The organism is Microtetraspora fusca (genome assembly GCF_001570365.1).
GTDB lineage: Bacteria > Actinomycetota > Actinomycetes > Streptosporangiales > Streptosporangiaceae > Microtetraspora > Microtetraspora fusca.
The window spans coordinates 369,728-386,014 of record NZ_BBYK01000040.1; the positions used below are offsets into that span (position 1 = coordinate 369,728).

The window sequence follows — 16,287 nt, forward strand, 5'->3', positions numbered from 1 at the left end:
CATGATCTCGTGCAGTCCGCGAACCTGACTCGTGGCCAAACCCAGTGGTCGGCGCTTGATTGGTGGCCTCCCCTCGGATGGTGGCCGGAGCCCGCGCGTCATCTCCTCGCCCCCGGATCCGCCGCCGCGAGCGCCACATTCGTTCTGCTCCCGCGCGCGGAGTCGATCCACTCGGCCCGCAGTTTCGCCGCGGGAACGCTGGCCGGCTGGAACATGGGCACGCTGGCCGAGGGCATGGAGCTCGTCGTCTCCGAACTCGCCACCAACGCCCTCCGGCACGGCCTCATGCTCGGTGCCACACCGCTTCGCCGCGACCGCGAGGTCGTACGGCTGTCGCTGATCCGCCGCGGCCCGCTGGTCGCCTGCGCGATCACCGACCCCGGCGCGGCCGTCCCGGTGCTGCGCGATCCGTCTCCGTTCGAGCCGGGCGGGCTGGGACTGCACATCGTCGAGTCCATGAGCGTGTGCTGGGGCTGGTCCCCGCTCGCGCCCCAGGGCAAGGCCGTCTGGGCCGTCCTCTCCGCCTGACTCGGCCCGACGCCGGTCGGGAGCGGGGTGCGGCCGGGTCGCCGCGCCTCCAGGCCGATCTCGACAGGAGTCAAACAGGGACTCATATTTCTGCCGCCCGGCCCCCCGCGGCCCGCGATCTGGATTACGGTGGCTCTCCCGAGACTCCCGAGAGACTCTGATGGACGATCACCTGACCGGCTGGCTGGCCACTCTCGACGAAGAACGACTCACGCGCGTGCTGGGCAACCGCCCGGACGCCCTCATTCCGCCATGGCCCCGCACGCTCAAGGCCCTCGCCGAACGGCTCGCCGGCGACTTCGCCGTCATGGAGGTCATGCGCAGGCTTCCCCTCCCGGCCCTGGAGATCGTGCAGGCGTGCCTCGCGCTCGGCGATCGCCCCGGCGAGGACCGGCTCGCCCGTTTCCTAGGGGTGAGCGTCTCCGAGACGATCCCCTGGCTGGACCGCCTGTACGACCACGCCCTGGCCTGGCCGGAGCCGGACGGCAGGATCCGGCTGGCCGGGGCGCTCGCCCGCTGGTGGACGGCCCCGTGCGGGCTCGGCGAGCCGCTCGCCGCGTACCTCGAATCGTGGACGCTGAACACCGAGGGGCTGCGGCGGATGTGCCGCAACCTGAGCGTCCCGGCCCAGGGGACGAAGCGCCAGATGATGACTCGGCTGTCGGCGACCCTGAGCGACGCCGAGCTGCTGTCCTCCCTGGTCGCCGAGGCGCCGGAGGGCACGATCGGGATGCTCGACGACTTCGCCTGGGACGGGCCGATCCGCAGCGTGAACGGCGACCTGTTCATCACGCCGGGCACCCCGGAGAAATGGGCCGTCGAGCGCGGCCTGCTCTTCCGTACGCAATGGGGGGTCGCCGGAATGCCGCGGGAGGTGGCGCTGGCCCTGCGCGGGCCGGAGTACCACCCGCCGTTCACGCCGTTTCCGCCCGACCTCGCGACCGTCCCGGTCGGCGCGGAGGCGGTCGAGTACGACATGTACCTGGCCGCGCCGCGCCTGCTCGACCGCGCGACCGCCGTCCTGGAGAACATCGACAAGACGCCGCTGCCCCTGCTGAAGGGCGGCGGCGTCGGCGTGCGCGAGGTGAAGCGCGTCGCCAAGGAGACCGGCTGCGCCGAGGCGGAGGCCCGCCTGCTGATCGAGGTGTCGGCCGTGGCCCGGTTGATCGGCCTGGACGAGGAGGCGGGCGGGCTCGTCCCCACGGACAGGTTCGACAGGTGGCGGCTGTCCGAGGGCCCCGTCCGGCTCCGCGCGCTGCTGGCCGCCTGGTGGCGGATGGAGCGGTCCTCCCTGCGCCGCGTCCAGGAGCGGTACGCGACCGTGCTGGGCGACGACCCCGAAGGCGAGACGCTCGCCCGGATCCGCCGGGCCCTGCTCGGCGCGCTCGCGGAGATCCCCGAGGGCCGGGGCTTCGCGACGTTTCCGGAGCTCGTGCAGGCCGTCCATTGGCGGGCGCCGCTGCTCGACAGGGAGCTGCTCGCCGAGTGCGCGCCGGCCGTTCTGGAGGAGGCCGAGTTGCTCGGGCTGTGCTCCGGCACGGCCCTGACCTCACTGGGCCGGGCGCTGGCCGCGCTCGGCTCGGTCGCGGGCGGCGAGAACGAGAGCGCCGTCCCCGAGATCGAGCACGACCCGGCCCTGGCGGAGCGGTCGGCCAAGGCGCTGGCGAGCGCGCAGCGCACGGCGCTCTTCGGCGCGGACCTGACGGCCGTCGTCACCGGCCCGCCCTCCGCCGAGCTGGCGTCCCTGCTCGACCGCGCCGCCGACCGCGAGTCCCAGGGAGCGGCGTCGGTCTGGCGGTTCGGCCCCGCCGGCGTACGGCGTGCCCTGGACGCCGGGGAGACCGCCGACACGCTGCTCGACGCGCTCGCCGAGGTGGGCACGCTGCCCCAGCCGCTCGTGTACCTCGTCCGGGACGTGGCCCGCAGGCACGGCGAGGTCACCGTGGCCTCGGTGGGCTGCGTCGTCCTCGGCTCGGACCCCGCGCTGCTGGCCGAGATCAACGCGCATCGCAAGCTCGGCCGGCTCGGCCTCCGCCTCCTGGCGCCGACCGTTCTGGCGAGCGACGCGACCGCCGAGCGGACGCTCGCCGCGCTGCGCGAGGCCGGGTACGCCCCGGTGCCCGACGGCTCCGGCGGGATCGCCGTCCGGCGCGGCCCGCGCCCGAGCCACGACACTTCGGACCGGATCGGCGACCGGGACGCGAAGCGCGAGCCGGAACCGGGCGACGGCCGGTTGATCCCGTTCCCCGGCGGGCGGACGGCCGAGGCCGACGTCCCCCACCCGCCGCACGCGCTGCCGGACGGCCTCGCGGACCTCCCGGCGGACGTGCCGGACCCGCGCGAGCACGCGCGGAGGCTGCTCGCGGCGAGCGGCGCCGCCCGCACCGGCGAGACGCCCGCCCGGGCGCCGGGCCGGACGTGGGCGGTCATCGGGCGCCGGGCGACCCGGCTGCCGACCGCGCAGCAGACGCTGCTCGGCTTCGTCGTCGATCGGGGCGTACGCGCGCTGATCACGCTGGCGGACGGCGTGACCGCCACGGTGAGCCACGGCGAGCTGCGCGACGGCGTCCTCGACGCGTGGTGCGAGGAGGCGGGGGACTACCTCGACTTCCCGCTGGGCGAGATCACCTCGGTCGTCGCCGCCCGGTAGGACGGCGACGACGGGTCACGGGGTCAGTGTGAGGGTGTCCACCGCCTCCCGGCGTACGCCCTGCTCGGTGAAGGGCCAGGGGGTCATGCGGCCGTCGGCCCACAGCTCCGCCTGGTCGTCGTAGTTCGAGTGGAAGGCGTGCCCCGAGGCCCCGGTCAGGTTGATCCAGCGCGAACGGTCGAGGTCCGCGAGGTCGACGACCATCCGCATCGACGGGACCCAGACGACCTCGTAGCCCATGTCGCTGTCCCAGCCGGTCGCGTCGACCGCGTCCTTGCCGCCCGCGAGGTGGAGCGGGCCGCGGTTGAACAGCCACTCGACCGGGCCGATGCCGGAGGTGCCGAACGTCTCGTTGGTCAGCTCCAGCGTGTGCAGGTCGCCCCAGCGCCAGGCGTCCGAGTCGTCGCCGAGCCGCTCCCTCAGGTCGGCCCCGGCGTCCTTGATCGCCGCCGCCAGGATGTCGTCGCGGGACTCCGTCACCCTCTCTGTGCGTGTGTCGTCCCACCAGGGCGAGTCGGGCTCGTCGAGCAGCTTGGCGACGATCTCGAACCATCTGTCGCCGCCGCCCGGCCGTACGCTTTCCGGCAGATCGTCGTCGAACGTCCGCTTGAGCAGGTGCCGCCAGATCGCGTTGTAGTACGCGGCCGGGGCGGAGTCCCGGGTCTGGGTGAAGTCCCATCCCTTCAGCAGCCGGGTGTCCCCTCCCCCGATCCGGAGCAGGTGCGGGACGAGCACCTCGGCGAGACCGTTGCGCGAGTCCATCTGGATGTCCCGCATCGTGTCCGCGGTGATCTTGCCCGCGCCGACGGCCTGCGTGATCCGGTCCACGATCCGCTGCGAGCGGTAGCCGTACGACCAGTCGGACGTGAGGAACGGGCCGTAGTCGGGCCGGATCGCGGCGTTGTTCGCGGTGACGATGAAGCCCTCGGGCGGGTTGTACACGTACGGAAGCTGCTCGAACGGGATATAACCGGTCCACTCCTGCGCGCCGGTCCACCCCGCGGCCGGCCACGTGCCGTCACCGTCGGAGCGGACCGGGATCTTGCCCGGTGCCTGGTAGCCGATGTTGCCCTCCAGGTCGGCGTAGATCAGGTTCTGGGCGGGGGCCTCGAACTTCGCCGCCGCCGCGCGGAACTGCTCCCAGTTCTCCGCCCGGTTCAGCATGAAGATCGAGTCACCGGTCCGGCCGGGGTCGAGCGCGGTCCAGCGCAGCGCCACGGCCATGTCCTTGTCGAGCTTGCCGAGTTTGGCGGCGGCGCCCGGCACCGCCTCCCGAGCGTTCCCGAGGACCTCCGAGATGATCGGCCCGTGCGCGGTCGAGCGCACCGTCAACTCGATCGTCTTCCCGCCCGCGACCTTGATCTGCTCAACCCTGGTCTGCAGCGGAACCCACGAGCCCTTCACCTCGTACCTGTCGTCCTGCACGCGCTCGACGTACAGGTCGGTGACGTCGGGCCCGAGGTTGGTGAACCCCCAGGCGATCTTGTGGTTGTGCCCGATGATCACACCGGGGACGCCGGAGAAGGTGTAGCCGCTGACGTCGTAGGGACAGGCCGGTCCCCGCGTACGGCAGTGCAGCCCGGCCTGGTACCAGATCGACGGCATCCGGGGCCCGAGGTGCGGGTCGTTGGCCAGCAGGGGCTTGCCGCTCTCGGTGTGCGCGCCGCTGACGACCCACGAGTTCGAGCCGATGCCCGCCCGGTCGGCACCGGACGTGCCGAGCAGGTTCGGGACGGCGTCGAGCACCTTCGCGACGCGGGCGAGCGCCTCGGTCGCGGGCGCGCCGGAAAGAGACGAGTCGGACGCCCGCTCCTGTTCTGTGGCGCTCCCGGTCACCGGCCGGGTCGCGAGCGGCGCGGCGGGCTGAGCCGGGGCTCCGGTGGCGCGCTTCTCGTCCGCGTCCTGGCTGAACTTGCCGTCCCGTACGGCTCCCCTGGTCACGATCGGCTGGTGCCGGTCGAACGGGTAGCCGGGGAACAGCTCCTCCACCCGCTCCAGCGGAAGCGCGGACGCGTCGATCGCGCGCTCGATCTCCTCACCCATGTTGGAGCGCAGGTCCCAGGCCAGGGCCTTGAGCCAGGAGAGGGAGTCGGCCGGGGTCCACGGCTCCGGGTCGTACGAGCGGTTGGTCAGGGCGAGCACGCCGTACTCAAGGCTCCGGGCCGCGAACCCCTGGTTCTGCTCCATCCACGCGTTCACGCCGGCCGCGTAGTCCTCCAGTGCCGTGCGCGCCTCCGGGTCGAGCAGCTCGATCTCTTTCTCCGAGGTACGGCGCCAGCCGAGCGTGCGCACCACCTTGTCGATGTCGAGCGTGGACGACCCGAACAGTTCGGAGAGGCGGCCGGCCGTGGTCTTGCGGCGGAAGTCCATCTCCCAGAAACGGTCCTGGGCGTGGACGTAGCCCTGTGCTTTGAAGAGGTCGGCCGAGGTGTCGGCGTAGATCTGGGGGACGCCGTACCGGTCACGCAGGACGCTGACGTTCGCCGCCAGGCCGGGCAGCCTGATCTCACCGTCCACCTGCGGGAACGACCGCCGTACGGTCCACGTGACCACGCCCGCGAGCACGAGCGCGAGGACCAGCACGACGGTCACGACACGGAGTAGCCATCGGATGGGCCAAGGGAAACGAGCATAGGGGGCGAGCCTGACCATCGACCGACCTTTCCTCTGGAACGCGCATCACAGTATGAAGGTCCGGCACATAAGATCAATCCCCGCCTTCCTCCGCGGGCGGCCGCTCAGGTACGGGAGAGTGCGTTCAGTTGACCGATCCGCGATCCGCCGACGCCCTTCCAAAAGACCATGCGACGCCGCTGTCGCCGGCCCGCCCGGCCGAGTCGACGCCTCGTGCGAACCAGCCGGAACCCGGGGCCGGGACCGAACATTGGATCCCGTCGGACGCGGCGGAAGCGACACCCTCGCTGGACCATGGGCCGACGGCGGACGCGGCGGAACCGGAGGGCACTTCCGGGGCGGCCGGCCTGAGCGACGCGATGCCCGCTCCGTGCCCCGGGCGTCGGCGGCGGTGGTGGGTCGGCGTCCTCGTCTGGACGTCGATCGCGCCCTTCGCGGCGTGGGCCGCACTCCGGCTGATCCCCGCGGACGTGCACTTCCAGTGGATCCGCGCCGTGGCGTTCACGCCCTACGTGGCGCTCGCCTCGGCGGCCCTTCCGCTGCTCGCGCTACCGGCGCGCCGATGGGCCGCGCTCGTGGTGAGCCTGGCCGTGGCCACCACGCTCGCGGCCTGCGTGCTGCCCCGCGCCGTCCCGGCCGGCGCCCCGGCCGCCGCTGGTCCCCGGCTGAGGGTCCTGTCTGCCAACCTCAAGATGGGGACGGTCCCGCCGGAGAAGGTCGTCGCCCTCATCCGGGAGCTCCGTCCCGACGTACTCACTCTGCAGGAGCTCACCCCCTCGGCCGCCGCGGGCCTGCACGCGGCCGGGATCGGCGCGCTGCTGCCGTACGGCGTGGACGTGTCCGAGCCCGGCGCGCACGGGTCGGGCATCTACAGCCGCCACCCGGTCGCTCCGGGCCGGCACATCCGGTTCGGCGACTTCCGGCAGGGAGTGGCGACGGTGCGCGTGCCCGGGGCTCCCGAGGTCGCGGTGGTCTCCGTCCATCCCTGCGCGCCCCGGTACGCGGAGAGGGCCCCCTGCTGGGCGGAGGGGCTGGCGGCGCTGCCCCTGCCCGCGCCCGGCGGTCCGGTGCGGATCCTCGCCGGAGACTTCAACGCCACCCTCGATCACGCCCGGATGCGCCGTCTGCTGGACGCCGGCTACCGGGACGCCGCCGCCATGACGGGGAACGGCCTCGCCGCCACCTGGCCGTACGAGCCGTGGAACTTCAACGGGTGGAGCATCCCTCCGGTCACGCTGGACCACATCCTCGCCGCTCCCGGCGTGGCGACCCGGTCCTTCGGCGTCCACCCGCTCCCGCGTACGGATCATCGCGCCGTGTTCGCCGAGCTCACGCTCCCCGCGCGCTGAGCCGCGCCGTCTCCGAGCGGAAGGTGTGCCCGAGCTCCCGCCCGAGGCCGAAGTAGTGCCGGAAGTTGTAGATCAGCGGGCTCCAGGCCGCAGGGTCGATGTGCTGGGTGCCCGGCACGACGATGCGCGGATCCGCGTGTACGCGCAGCACGTGGGCCTCGATCACCTGGAACTCGCCGGTCACGTCGAGCCGGACCCGTGCGGCCCGCGCCTCCAACTGGATCGGGCAGCTCGCCACCCGGGGCGGCCGTACCGTCTCCGACGGCTCGGGACGCAACCCCGCCGCCTCGAACTTGGCCGGCTCGTAGCGGAAGGCGCCCTGCTTGCGCGCGGGGACGGGGTCACGGCCGGTGAGCGGGGCCAGGCGCTCCACCGCCGGCCACTGCGCCGGCTCGGGAAGGTTGATCACCAGGTCGGGACGGGCGGCGAGGTTGTGCGCGGTCTGGCTGTCCTTCCCGAGGCCGAGCACGATCGTCCGCCCCAGCGCCCAGGCGGAGGACATCGGGGCGAGGTTGAAGGAGCCGTCCTCGTTCTCGGTGGAGAGCAGGGCCACCGGTGTCCCGAAGTAGAGGACACTCGGCGTGATCGTCAGGTGGTCGGTCGTCATGAGCGCCAACGTAGGCGGCCGACGCTTCGGCGACGGCCGCACTGTTCTCGCTGAACACCTGCCGGGTTCCGGCGAACGCGCGCCGGCTCCCCCGGCGCATCAAAGTGAAGCCGTTCAGGTGAGCGATACGTGGCGGAAACGGGTATCGAAGCCCTTCCCGACCGGAGCCGCGCACATCACTCCCGCGAACGCGGGGACGCCCGGCGGGAAGTAGGCGAGGCGCAGCATCCGCTCCGGCGCCGCGCCGTCGAGCCCGTAGCGCACGGTCACGGTGTCGCCGGTCCGTTCGAGATCGACGGTGACCGAGCGGAAGCCGTCCGGCGCCGCGACCACGGACCAGTCCGACCAGCCCCGCGTGACGACGGCGCTGACCAGCGGCACGCCGTCCACCAGCTCGACCCCCGTCTTGATCCAGTTCTCCTCGTCGATCCTGAGGGCCACCCCCGCCTGGTCGTACTGCTCGCCCCAGTCGATCTCGAAGGTGGCGGTGATCCGCAGGTCGCCGTCCATGACCCGCCCGAAAATGTGGCCGTTGTCATGCGTGAAGCCGTAGTGGGTCTTCTGCCAGAAATCGGTGCCCGGGTCGGCCACGACCCGAAGGGCCTCTTCCACCGCCCATTCGCGGGGCTCGTTGATCCATTCCCAGCCCGTGTACGGCATGACCGCTCCTTCACTCGAGTGCACTCGATCATGCCAGGAGAGCGCTTTCCGAGGGCGGTCCCAAAAAGAAGATCTACCTCCCATTTGTGCTGGTTTGTCCGCTTTACTGTCTGATTGCCTATACTCGTGCCACGCAAAGCCCTCTTGCGAACTAAATCCCCAAATATCGCAATGTCGTCGCAAACCTCCTGAGATGACGTGGCCCTCCCTCCCCCCGGAGTCCCCCCAACTCACACCCCGCCGGGCCGGTTTTTGGCCTGCCCGGAACCAGGTTCGCCGTCGATCCCCCGACGGCGGCCACACGTCCTCTCGCGGCGGCACTCGCCCCGGCCCCCTCCGGGAGCGAGTCGCGATCCAGCGAAAGGATGCTCATGCAGAAGCGAGCCCGCCAGGCGATCGTCACCGTGACCGCAGGTCTCACGCTCATCGGAAGCGTGTCTGCCGCCGCCGCGGTGATGATGTCGCCGGGCCAGGGCGTCGACGGGGCGCGTGTCGCCCAGTCGACGTCCGCCGCCGAGACCTCCTCGACCCCCCAGGCCGGCCCGTCCACCGAGAGCCGCAGCACCGGCGAGTCCGGCGGTGCCACCCATGTCGCCGCGAGCACCGCGATCCCCCTCACGACCGGTGCGGTCACCGCCGCCCAGGCGGCTCAGCCGGTGAAGTTCGTTCCGGCGAAGGCGAGCGAGACGAGCGCCGCCACCGCCACCAAGACCACGGCCGCCGAGACCGCCAAGACGGCCAAGGCCGAGCCGAAGCTCCCCTCCGGCAGGTCCACCGCCACATCTTTCTGGGACGCGCAGACCGCCTCCGGCAAGCCGATGCGCTACGAGACCATCGCCAGCCCGTACTGGCCGCTCGGCACCAAGGTCAAGGTCACCTACAAGGGCAAGAGCGCGATCGGCGTGGTGGAGGACTTCGGTCCCGCCGAATGGGCCGTCGCGCAGCACGACATCCCCGCGATTCTCGACCTGTCGGAGAAGATGATGGCCGACCTCACCGGCGTCCGCTCCAACAGCGTCCACGTCGACTTCGAAGTCCTCAAGTGGGGCACCGGGCGGGTCTACCGGACCTCCGGCACCGGCTACAAGCTGGCCATGGGCCGATAGGCGCGCTTCACCCTCGATGCTCGTGCCCGCGTAAACTGCGAGAGTGGCTGACCCCAAATTCGAGATCCAGATGCTCCACGACCGCGTCATGGTCAAGGCGGACCCCGAGACCGAAGAGCGGCGGAGCAACGCGGGCATCGTCATCCCGGCCACCGTCAAGATGGCCAACCGGCTCGTCTGGGGCGTGGTCTGCGGCGTCGGGGCCAACGCCCGAGCGGTGAAGGTCGGCGACAAGGTGCTTTTCAACCCCGAGGAGCAGTCCGAAGTCGACGTCCAGGGCCAGGTCTACCTCGTGATGCGTGAGCGGGACCTGCACGCCGTGGCGACCCCGCAGACCGACCACGGCACGGGTCTCTACCTCTGACCTCCTCCGCGCATCACCCCACATCGTCCTCCGCCGGCTCGCGCCGACATCGACCGCCGGCCGAGGCCCCCTGACCGACCGGAAGGCGGGGCGCCTGTCGCCCCGCCTTCCGCCGTCTTCCCCTCCCCTGGCCGCCCTCCCTTTCCTCGCGTTCGTACGGCCGGACCCTTCGCCCGCGCGGCAGGACCGATCTAAGGTAAAGCGGGGGCAAAAAGGGGAGGATTCGGCGTGGAGAAGCCGCTGCTTCCGGACGACCCGCGCGAGGTCGGCGGATACGCGCTGCAGGCCCGGCTCGGCGCGGGAGGCCAGGGAGTCGTCTACCTGGGCCGCGCGCCCGACGGAACGAACGTCGCGGTCAAGGTCCTGCACCGGGAATGGGCCGACGGTGAGACCCGCCAGCGGCTCGTCCGCGAGATCAGCGCCGCACGCCGGGTGGCGCCCTTCTGCGTCGCGCAGGTCCTCGACGCCGACGTGGACGCCGACCTTCCGTACATCGTGAGCGAGTACGTCGAGGGCCCCTCTCTGCAGCAGGCCGGCCCGCGGTCGGGGACGGCGCTGCACCGGCTGGCCGTCTCGACCGCGACCGCCCTGGCGGCCGTCCACGAGGCCGGGGTCGTGCACCGCGACTTCAAGCCCGCCAACGTCCTGCTCGGCTCGGACGGTCCCCGGGTCATCGACTTCGGGATCGCCCGGCACCTGGACGCGACCACGAGAAGCGGCGGCCTGGTCGGCACCCCCACCTACATGTCCCCCGAGCAGATCGCGGGCGCCAAGGCGACGCCGGCCAGTGACGTGTTCGCGTGGGGGTGCGTGGTCGTGTTCGCCGCCACGGGGCGTCCGCCCTTCGGCGACGATTCCGTACCCGCCGTGATCAACCGGGTGATGCACCGCGAACCCGACCTCGGCGATCTGGTCGAGCCGCTGCGGTCGATCGTCACGGACGCGCTGTGCAAGGATCCGGCGCGGCGCCCGTCCATCCTCGAGATCCAGATGCGGCTGCTCGGCCGACCGGCCGATGAGAAGGCGCCCGCGGCGGACGCACCGCCACCCGCCACGGCGTCTGCCGCTCCCGACGCGCCCCCGCTGCCGCTCCCGCGGGCGCACGCGGACCTGTCCGCCGCGCCTTCGGACACCGCACCGGGGCCCGCCTCCCGGGGGCGGGGAACCGACGGCCGAACCACGGTCCCTCCCGCCGGTACGAACGCCGGCGTGGTCACCGCGCCCGGCGGGCACGGCGCGCGCCGCCGGAACGCGCTGCTCGCCGGCACGGGAGCGGCCACGCTCGCCGTGGCCGTGGTGGTGGGCGTGCTGCTCTGGCAGGGCGCGGGGAACGGGGACTCCCGCGAACCCACCGGCGGCGGGGACGGGACGGCCGCGCTCGGGACGACGGGGCCGGAGATCAGCGACACGACCGGCTCTCCGACGCCGCCCGCTCCCTCGGCCTCGTCCGATCCACCTTCCCCATCGCCGGAAATCTCCCCCACGTCCGGATCCGGATCGGACGCCAAGGGCACGAACGGATTCCCGGCGGGCTACGCGGGAGTGTGGCGCGGCCGGGTCGACTACGACCCCGGCGCGTACGACCGGCTGGTGCTGACCATAAAGAAAGGAAGCAGGACCGCCACGGAGCAGTTCCTGGACTACCGCTGCACCGGCACGTCCAAGCTCACCGGGATCACCGACTCGATCGCACGGCTCGAACGGACGAGCATGCGCGGCAACTGCGTACGCAACGGCGAGATCTTCCTCACGCTCAACGACGACGGCACGCTCGGCTTCGAGTACTCCGGGCACGGCGAGAACAAGGTGACGAAGGACCAGCCGTTCTTCATGCACGCCACGCTGAAGCGCGACCGCTGATGTCCTGCGCCTGAATCCATGGTCCGCGGCTCGCCGGAGCGGGAGGTTCGGCGGGTTCCGCCGAGGCCGTCCGGTCCCGTACGCGCGGACGGGTCAGGCCAGGACGCCGACGCCGCCTTCGACGACCACCTTCGCACCGACGGCGGGCCCCTCGGGGGACGGCCGCCACTCCTGGACCGGCACCAGGCCCGGCGCGACCAGGGTGAACCCGTCGAAGAAGCGGACCAGTTCGTCGTGGGAGCGGTAGGTCGACTCGGCCGGGCTGCCCGCCGTCGCCGCCGCGAGCCGGGCCAGCGCCTCGGGATCGCTGTCCGCGGTCAGGTTGGAGATGATCACGTGGCTGCCCGGCGCCATGCGGGCACGCCAGGCGGCGACGATGTCATGGGCGCCCTCGTCGTCGGAGACGAAGTGCAGGACGCCGAGGAGCAGCACGGCCACCGGCTCCCCGAAGTCGACGACCGCGCGCAGATCGGGGTCGCCGAGGATCGCCTCCGGGTCGCGGACGTCGCGCCGCAGGGTGATCACGCCCTCGGTGGCGGCGAACGTCGCGTCGTTGCGGATCTTGACCAGGGGGTCGTAGTCGACGTAGACGACGCGCGCGTCCGGGACCGACTCCCTGGCGATCTCGTGAACGCTCGGCGAGGTGGGCAGGCCCGCGCCGAGGTCGACGTACTGCCGGATCCCCTGCGAGGCGACGTGGCGGACGGCCCTGGCGAGGAACGTCCGGGTCGCCCGGGCGACGGTGCGCGCGTCCGGTGCGGCCGAAAGCAGCTTCTCCGCCACCATCCGGTCCAGGGCGGAGTTGTCCGTGCCGCCCAGGAGATAGTCGTACACACGCGCCGAACTCGGCACAGAGGTGTCGATCCCGTCGGGAACGCGCTCCAACTCCGGCATCTCGCCTCCGACGAATACCCCTCTGTCCGGCCATCGTGATCATAACGACGGCGGCGGAAGCCGTACAGACATTCCCGCAAGGGCGTCCGCGGAACCACCTTCTTTAGGGATCGAGCACCGGCTTTACCCGGCATACATTGACATCCCGGGTTAATGCCAGTAACCGGTTATTCCACACACCATTGACAGGTCGGGGAACGGTCGCGAAATCCCGGGCGAGCCCGACGCTTTCCCGCTTCCCGATGCCGGGAACCGGCAAGCGCCCGCCGCATCGCCCGCGACACACCGATGGCGAGGGGGTCCACCCACGTCAAACAGGGGCAATGCGCCAGCGCCCCCAAACAGGATCGGCAAGATTCTTTGCTGACACTAAATCAGAATAATTCACATTCGGTCGCCAGTTAAAAGCTGATCAATTCGACCGCATTTTAAATGATTTGTGGCACTAAGGATGATAGTGTCGCTTTTGAAAGATCACGGAAACCAGTCTGAGGGAGGCACCAATGAGCCTTACCAAAGTCTTTCCGACGGGGCAGTTCAGCTCCTGGGGATGGGGGGGCGGCTGCGGAGGCTGCGGTGGCTGGGGTGGCTGCCGTCGTCGTCGCCGCTGCTGCTGCCGTCGCCGGTGCTGCTGGCGCAGTTGCTGCTGGTAGGCCCTGGCTGATCTGAAGAAAGAGAGCCGGCGGGTTTTTCCCGCCGGCTCTCGGCCATCACAGAGGCAGGTATCTCACGTGGAACTGAACCCATCTTCCGACGAGGAGTACGCGCCGCACGCCGACACCGGGCACCCGGTCTCCCCCGCCCCCACACCGGCCGCCCGCCCCGGCAAGACGACGACAGAACGGCGTGCGGCGATCACGACACCTGACCCGAACCCGACCTCGGCGGCGAGCGACACGTCGCCGGGCGACGCGGTCGGGGACCACACGGCAGACCCACACCACGACCCCGGCTCCGAGGACACGGTGGAAATCATCCGGCCCGGCCACAGACCCCGGAGGCGGAGTCGCCCGCGGCACGACGCCGCATTCGGGGAGGACGTACGCCGCCCGGGGAACGACCCGCCCTGGTCCAGACAGAACGTGACCCCGTCCCCAGAGAGCGCGTCCCGCTCCGGGGACGGCGCGGCCGGGTCTAGAGACGACGCCCTCCGGTCCACGGAGAACGTGTCCCGCTCCGGGGAGAACGCGTCCGGCCCGGAGGATGAGGCGCCGGGCGTCATCGCGCCGATCGTCTCGATCCGCACCACCTTGCGAGAGTTCTGGCCGCAGACTCGCGGCGTGCGCTGGCTGTTCGTCGCCGGCGTCGCGGCCGCGGTCCTGGCGGCGGTCTGCGAGGTCGGTGTCATCGGCCTGTTCGGGCGCATCACCGACGAGGTTCTGGCCAGCGGCGAGCTGAGCGCCTTCTGGGGTCCGGCGGGAGCCTGGGTCGGCATCGGCGTCCTGGCCGGGCTGCTCTCCTTCTCCAGCGCGTACGCGACGGCGCTCGCGGGGGAACGCTTCCTGCTGCGGCTGCGCGACAGGGTGTTCGCCCACCTGCAGACGCTCACACCCGACTATTTCGAGAACCGCCGCCTGGGCGACCTGATGGCCCGCCTGACCGACGACATCGAGGCCATCGAGGAGCTCGTCGGCTCCGGCCTGGTGCGGATCATCACCACGACCGCGGGCGCGGTGCTCTTCTCCGGAGCGGCGTTCTTCATCCGGTGGGACCTCGCGCTGGTGACGTTCGCGATGGTCCCGCTCTTCCTGCTGGTCTCCAAGGGGTTCACGTCCCGGCTGCGCAACGCGTCCGCCCGCGAACGCTCCAGCAACGGCGCCATGAACAGCGTCATCGAGGAGAGCCTGGCCAACCAGTCCCTCGTCCAGGCGTACAACCGCCAGGAGGTCGAGGCCGCGCGCCTGCACGAGGAAGGCCGCAAGTGGCTCCTCGCCAACGTGACGCAGGCCCGGCTCTCCGCCCTGTACGGCCCGGCCGCGCAGATCGTGGAGACGCTCTGCCTGCTGATGATCATCGGCGTGGGCGCGTGGGAGATCGCCTCCGGCCGGCTCACCATCGGCGGGCTGCTCGCCTTCGCCGCGTACCTGGCCTATCTGTATCCGACGTTCCAGGGGCTCGGGGAGCTGGCGCTCAACGTGTCGTCGGCGGCGGCCGGCGCGGACCGTGTGATCGAGGTATTGCACGCCACGCCCGCCGTCACCGACCCGTACGACGGCGTCTCCGAGGCCGGCGAGAACGGCAGGGCGGACAAGGGAACAGCCGCCGCGGGCGCTGTATCGGCGACGGCGTCCGGGAGGACGACCGTCCAGGCGGACGACCGCGCATCCGGAGACATAGTCGTCCCGACCCCGCGTGGTCGCGGACGGGTCGAGTTCGAGAACGTCGCGTTCACCTATCCGGACCGGACCAGGCCGACGCTGAGCGGCCTCTCCTTCACCGCCGCCCCGGGCGAGCTCGTCGTCTGCACGGGGCCGAGCGGCGCGGGCAAGACGACCATCGCCAAGCTGCTGCTCCGGTTCTACGACCCGACGGCGGGCCGCGTCCTGCTCGACGGCGTGGACATCCGCGAGATGCCGCGCAGGTCCCTGCGCGAGAACATCACCATCCTGCAGCAGGAGAACCTGCTCTTCTCGGCGACCGTACGGGACAACATCGCCTACGGCCGCCCGGAGGCCGACCTCGACGAGATCGTGCGGGCCGCGATCACGGCGGACGCGGACGGCTTCATCCGCACGCTGCCGGAGGGGTACGACACCCCGATCGGGCAGCGGGGACGACTGCTGTCGGGCGGGCAGCGGCAGCGGCTCGCGATCGCCCGCGCCATCCTGCGCGACGCGCCCGTACTGATCCTCGACGAGCCGATGACCGGCCTGGACGCGCCGACCGCGGCACGGATCATGGAGCTCCTGCAACGGCTCATGGCCGGGCGGACGACCATCCTGATCACGCATGATCTCCGGCATGTGCCCACGCCGAGCCGGAACATCGTGCTGGAGCCTGCCCATCCGCCGTTCGCGGTGGACCGTTCTCACCTGGACGACGATCCGGTCGTCCTGTCCTGAGGGACGCCTCTCCCGCGCCGGGCCGCGCGCTCGCCGTTCGCCGAAGCGCGAACGGCGACGGCGGCCCCGGTCGTGGTCGGTACGTCACCCGAGCAGACGCCTGGCCTCCTCGATCAGGTCAACGCCCATGGTGAGCTTGAGAGAGAGCCAGACGATGGCGGCCGCGAGCGCGGCCGTCAGCAGGGCGGCCACGACGCGGACGAACCAGTTCTGGCGTTTGAGCCAGCCGGTCGCGGCCGTGACCGTTCGCTTGGCGAAGCCGAGCAGCCGGTGTGCCCACGGGAACTCCGTGGCCAGTACGGCCAGCCCGGCGAAGACGACGAGCCATCCGGGCCCGGGGAACGGCACCATGATGAGGCCCGCGACGACGAGCGCCGCGCCGAGCACGCCGACGACGATCTTCAAAGTGAGGCGGCCACCGGGACGGGCCCGTATCTGATCGAGCCGGCTCAGGGGCTCGGCCACCTGCCGCACCGCCGCCTCCCCGCCCTCGTCGTCGCCGCCCAGCGCGTTCTCGATCATCGCCACCCGGTCACCCCCTGAGGACAGAATAAGCAGCCCGGTGCGGGCCGC

12 protein-coding genes are annotated in these 16,287 nt (G+C 71.5%); 7 read left to right on the forward strand and 5 right to left on the reverse strand.

Annotated elements, in window-relative coordinates; genetic code table 11:
- Positions 1 to 9 precede the first annotated feature (9 nt).
- Together AWQ68_RS07100 and AWQ68_RS07105 are read left to right on the forward strand one after the other, a co-directional pair.
- Positions 10 to 528: an ATP-binding protein gene (locus AWQ68_RS07100; protein WP_066936737.1), complete on the forward strand. Its 519-nt coding sequence runs from the start codon at positions 10 to 12 to the stop codon at positions 526 to 528.
- Between the two features lie 160 nt (positions 529 to 688).
- Positions 689 to 3,178 carry a helicase-associated domain-containing protein gene (locus AWQ68_RS07105; protein WP_066936444.1) on the forward strand — a complete coding sequence of 830 codons (2,490 nt, stop codon included), beginning with the start codon at positions 689 to 691 and terminating at the stop codon, positions 3,176 to 3,178.
- A gap of 15 nt (positions 3,179 to 3,193) precedes the next feature.
- On the opposite strand, the gene AWQ68_RS07110 is transcribed toward AWQ68_RS07105, so the two are convergent.
- Entirely contained in the window at positions 3,194 to 5,830 is a 2,637-nt protein-coding gene (locus tag AWQ68_RS07110; RefSeq protein WP_066936447.1) for a penicillin acylase family protein, read from the reverse strand.
- Between the two features lie 341 nt (positions 5,831 to 6,171).
- On the opposite strand from AWQ68_RS07110, the gene AWQ68_RS07115 reads away from it, so the two are divergent.
- On the forward strand, positions 6,172 to 7,161 hold the full coding sequence (locus tag AWQ68_RS07115; RefSeq protein ID WP_066936450.1) for an endonuclease/exonuclease/phosphatase family protein: 990 nt from the start codon (positions 6,172 to 6,174) through the stop codon (positions 7,159 to 7,161).
- Here the strand turns inward: AWQ68_RS07115 and AWQ68_RS07120 are convergent.
- Both AWQ68_RS07120 and AWQ68_RS07125 read right to left on the reverse strand, forming a co-directional pair.
- On the reverse strand, positions 7,142 to 7,768 hold the full coding sequence (locus AWQ68_RS07120; protein ID WP_066936453.1) for a flavin reductase family protein: 627 nt from the start codon (positions 7,766 to 7,768) through the stop codon (positions 7,142 to 7,144). The two genes, AWQ68_RS07115 and AWQ68_RS07120, sit on opposite strands and share 20 nt — an antisense overlap.
- Before the next feature lie 114 nt (positions 7,769 to 7,882).
- Complete coding sequence (locus AWQ68_RS07125) at positions 7,883 to 8,428, reverse strand: DUF1349 domain-containing protein (protein WP_066936455.1); 546 nt, start codon at positions 8,426 to 8,428, stop codon at positions 7,883 to 7,885.
- 371 nt (positions 8,429 to 8,799) lie between these two features.
- On the opposite strand from AWQ68_RS07125, the gene AWQ68_RS42140 reads away from it, so the two are divergent.
- The 3 genes from AWQ68_RS42140 to AWQ68_RS07140 all read left to right on the forward strand — a co-directional run bounded on the left by AWQ68_RS42140 (position 8,800) and on the right by AWQ68_RS07140 (position 11,758).
- Positions 8,800 to 9,534: an RlpA-like double-psi beta-barrel domain-containing protein gene (locus AWQ68_RS42140; protein WP_066936458.1), complete on the forward strand. Its 735-nt coding sequence runs from the start codon at positions 8,800 to 8,802 to the stop codon at positions 9,532 to 9,534.
- A gap of 43 nt (positions 9,535 to 9,577) precedes the next feature.
- Positions 9,578 to 9,898, forward strand: a complete 321-nt coding sequence (locus AWQ68_RS07135) for a GroES family chaperonin (RefSeq protein ID WP_066936461.1) — start codon at positions 9,578 to 9,580, stop codon at positions 9,896 to 9,898.
- A gap of 228 nt (positions 9,899 to 10,126) precedes the next feature.
- Positions 10,127 to 11,758 carry a serine/threonine protein kinase gene (locus tag AWQ68_RS07140; RefSeq protein ID WP_066936464.1) on the forward strand — a complete coding sequence of 544 codons (1,632 nt, stop codon included), beginning with the start codon at positions 10,127 to 10,129 and terminating at the stop codon, positions 11,756 to 11,758.
- A 93-nt stretch (positions 11,759 to 11,851) separates the two neighbouring features.
- On the opposite strand, the gene AWQ68_RS07145 is transcribed toward AWQ68_RS07140, so the two are convergent.
- The gene (locus AWQ68_RS07145; RefSeq protein ID WP_066936467.1) at positions 11,852 to 12,652 is read right to left on the reverse strand and encodes an SAM-dependent methyltransferase; all 801 of its coding nucleotides are present in this window, start codon (positions 12,650 to 12,652) and stop codon (positions 11,852 to 11,854) included.
- 731 nt (positions 12,653 to 13,383) lie between these two features.
- Here AWQ68_RS07145 and AWQ68_RS07160 point away from each other — a divergent pair.
- Positions 13,384 to 15,714, forward strand: coding sequence for an ABC transporter ATP-binding protein (locus tag AWQ68_RS07160; protein WP_218006790.1), 2,331 nt, complete (start codon positions 13,384 to 13,386; stop codon positions 15,712 to 15,714).
- A gap of 84 nt (positions 15,715 to 15,798) precedes the next feature.
- On the opposite strand, the gene AWQ68_RS07165 is transcribed toward AWQ68_RS07160, so the two are convergent.
- The gene (locus AWQ68_RS07165; protein ID WP_084463717.1) at positions 15,799 to 16,236 is read right to left on the reverse strand and encodes a TIGR02611 family protein; all 438 of its coding nucleotides are present in this window, start codon (positions 16,234 to 16,236) and stop codon (positions 15,799 to 15,801) included.
- Positions 16,237 to 16,287 lie beyond the last annotated feature (51 nt).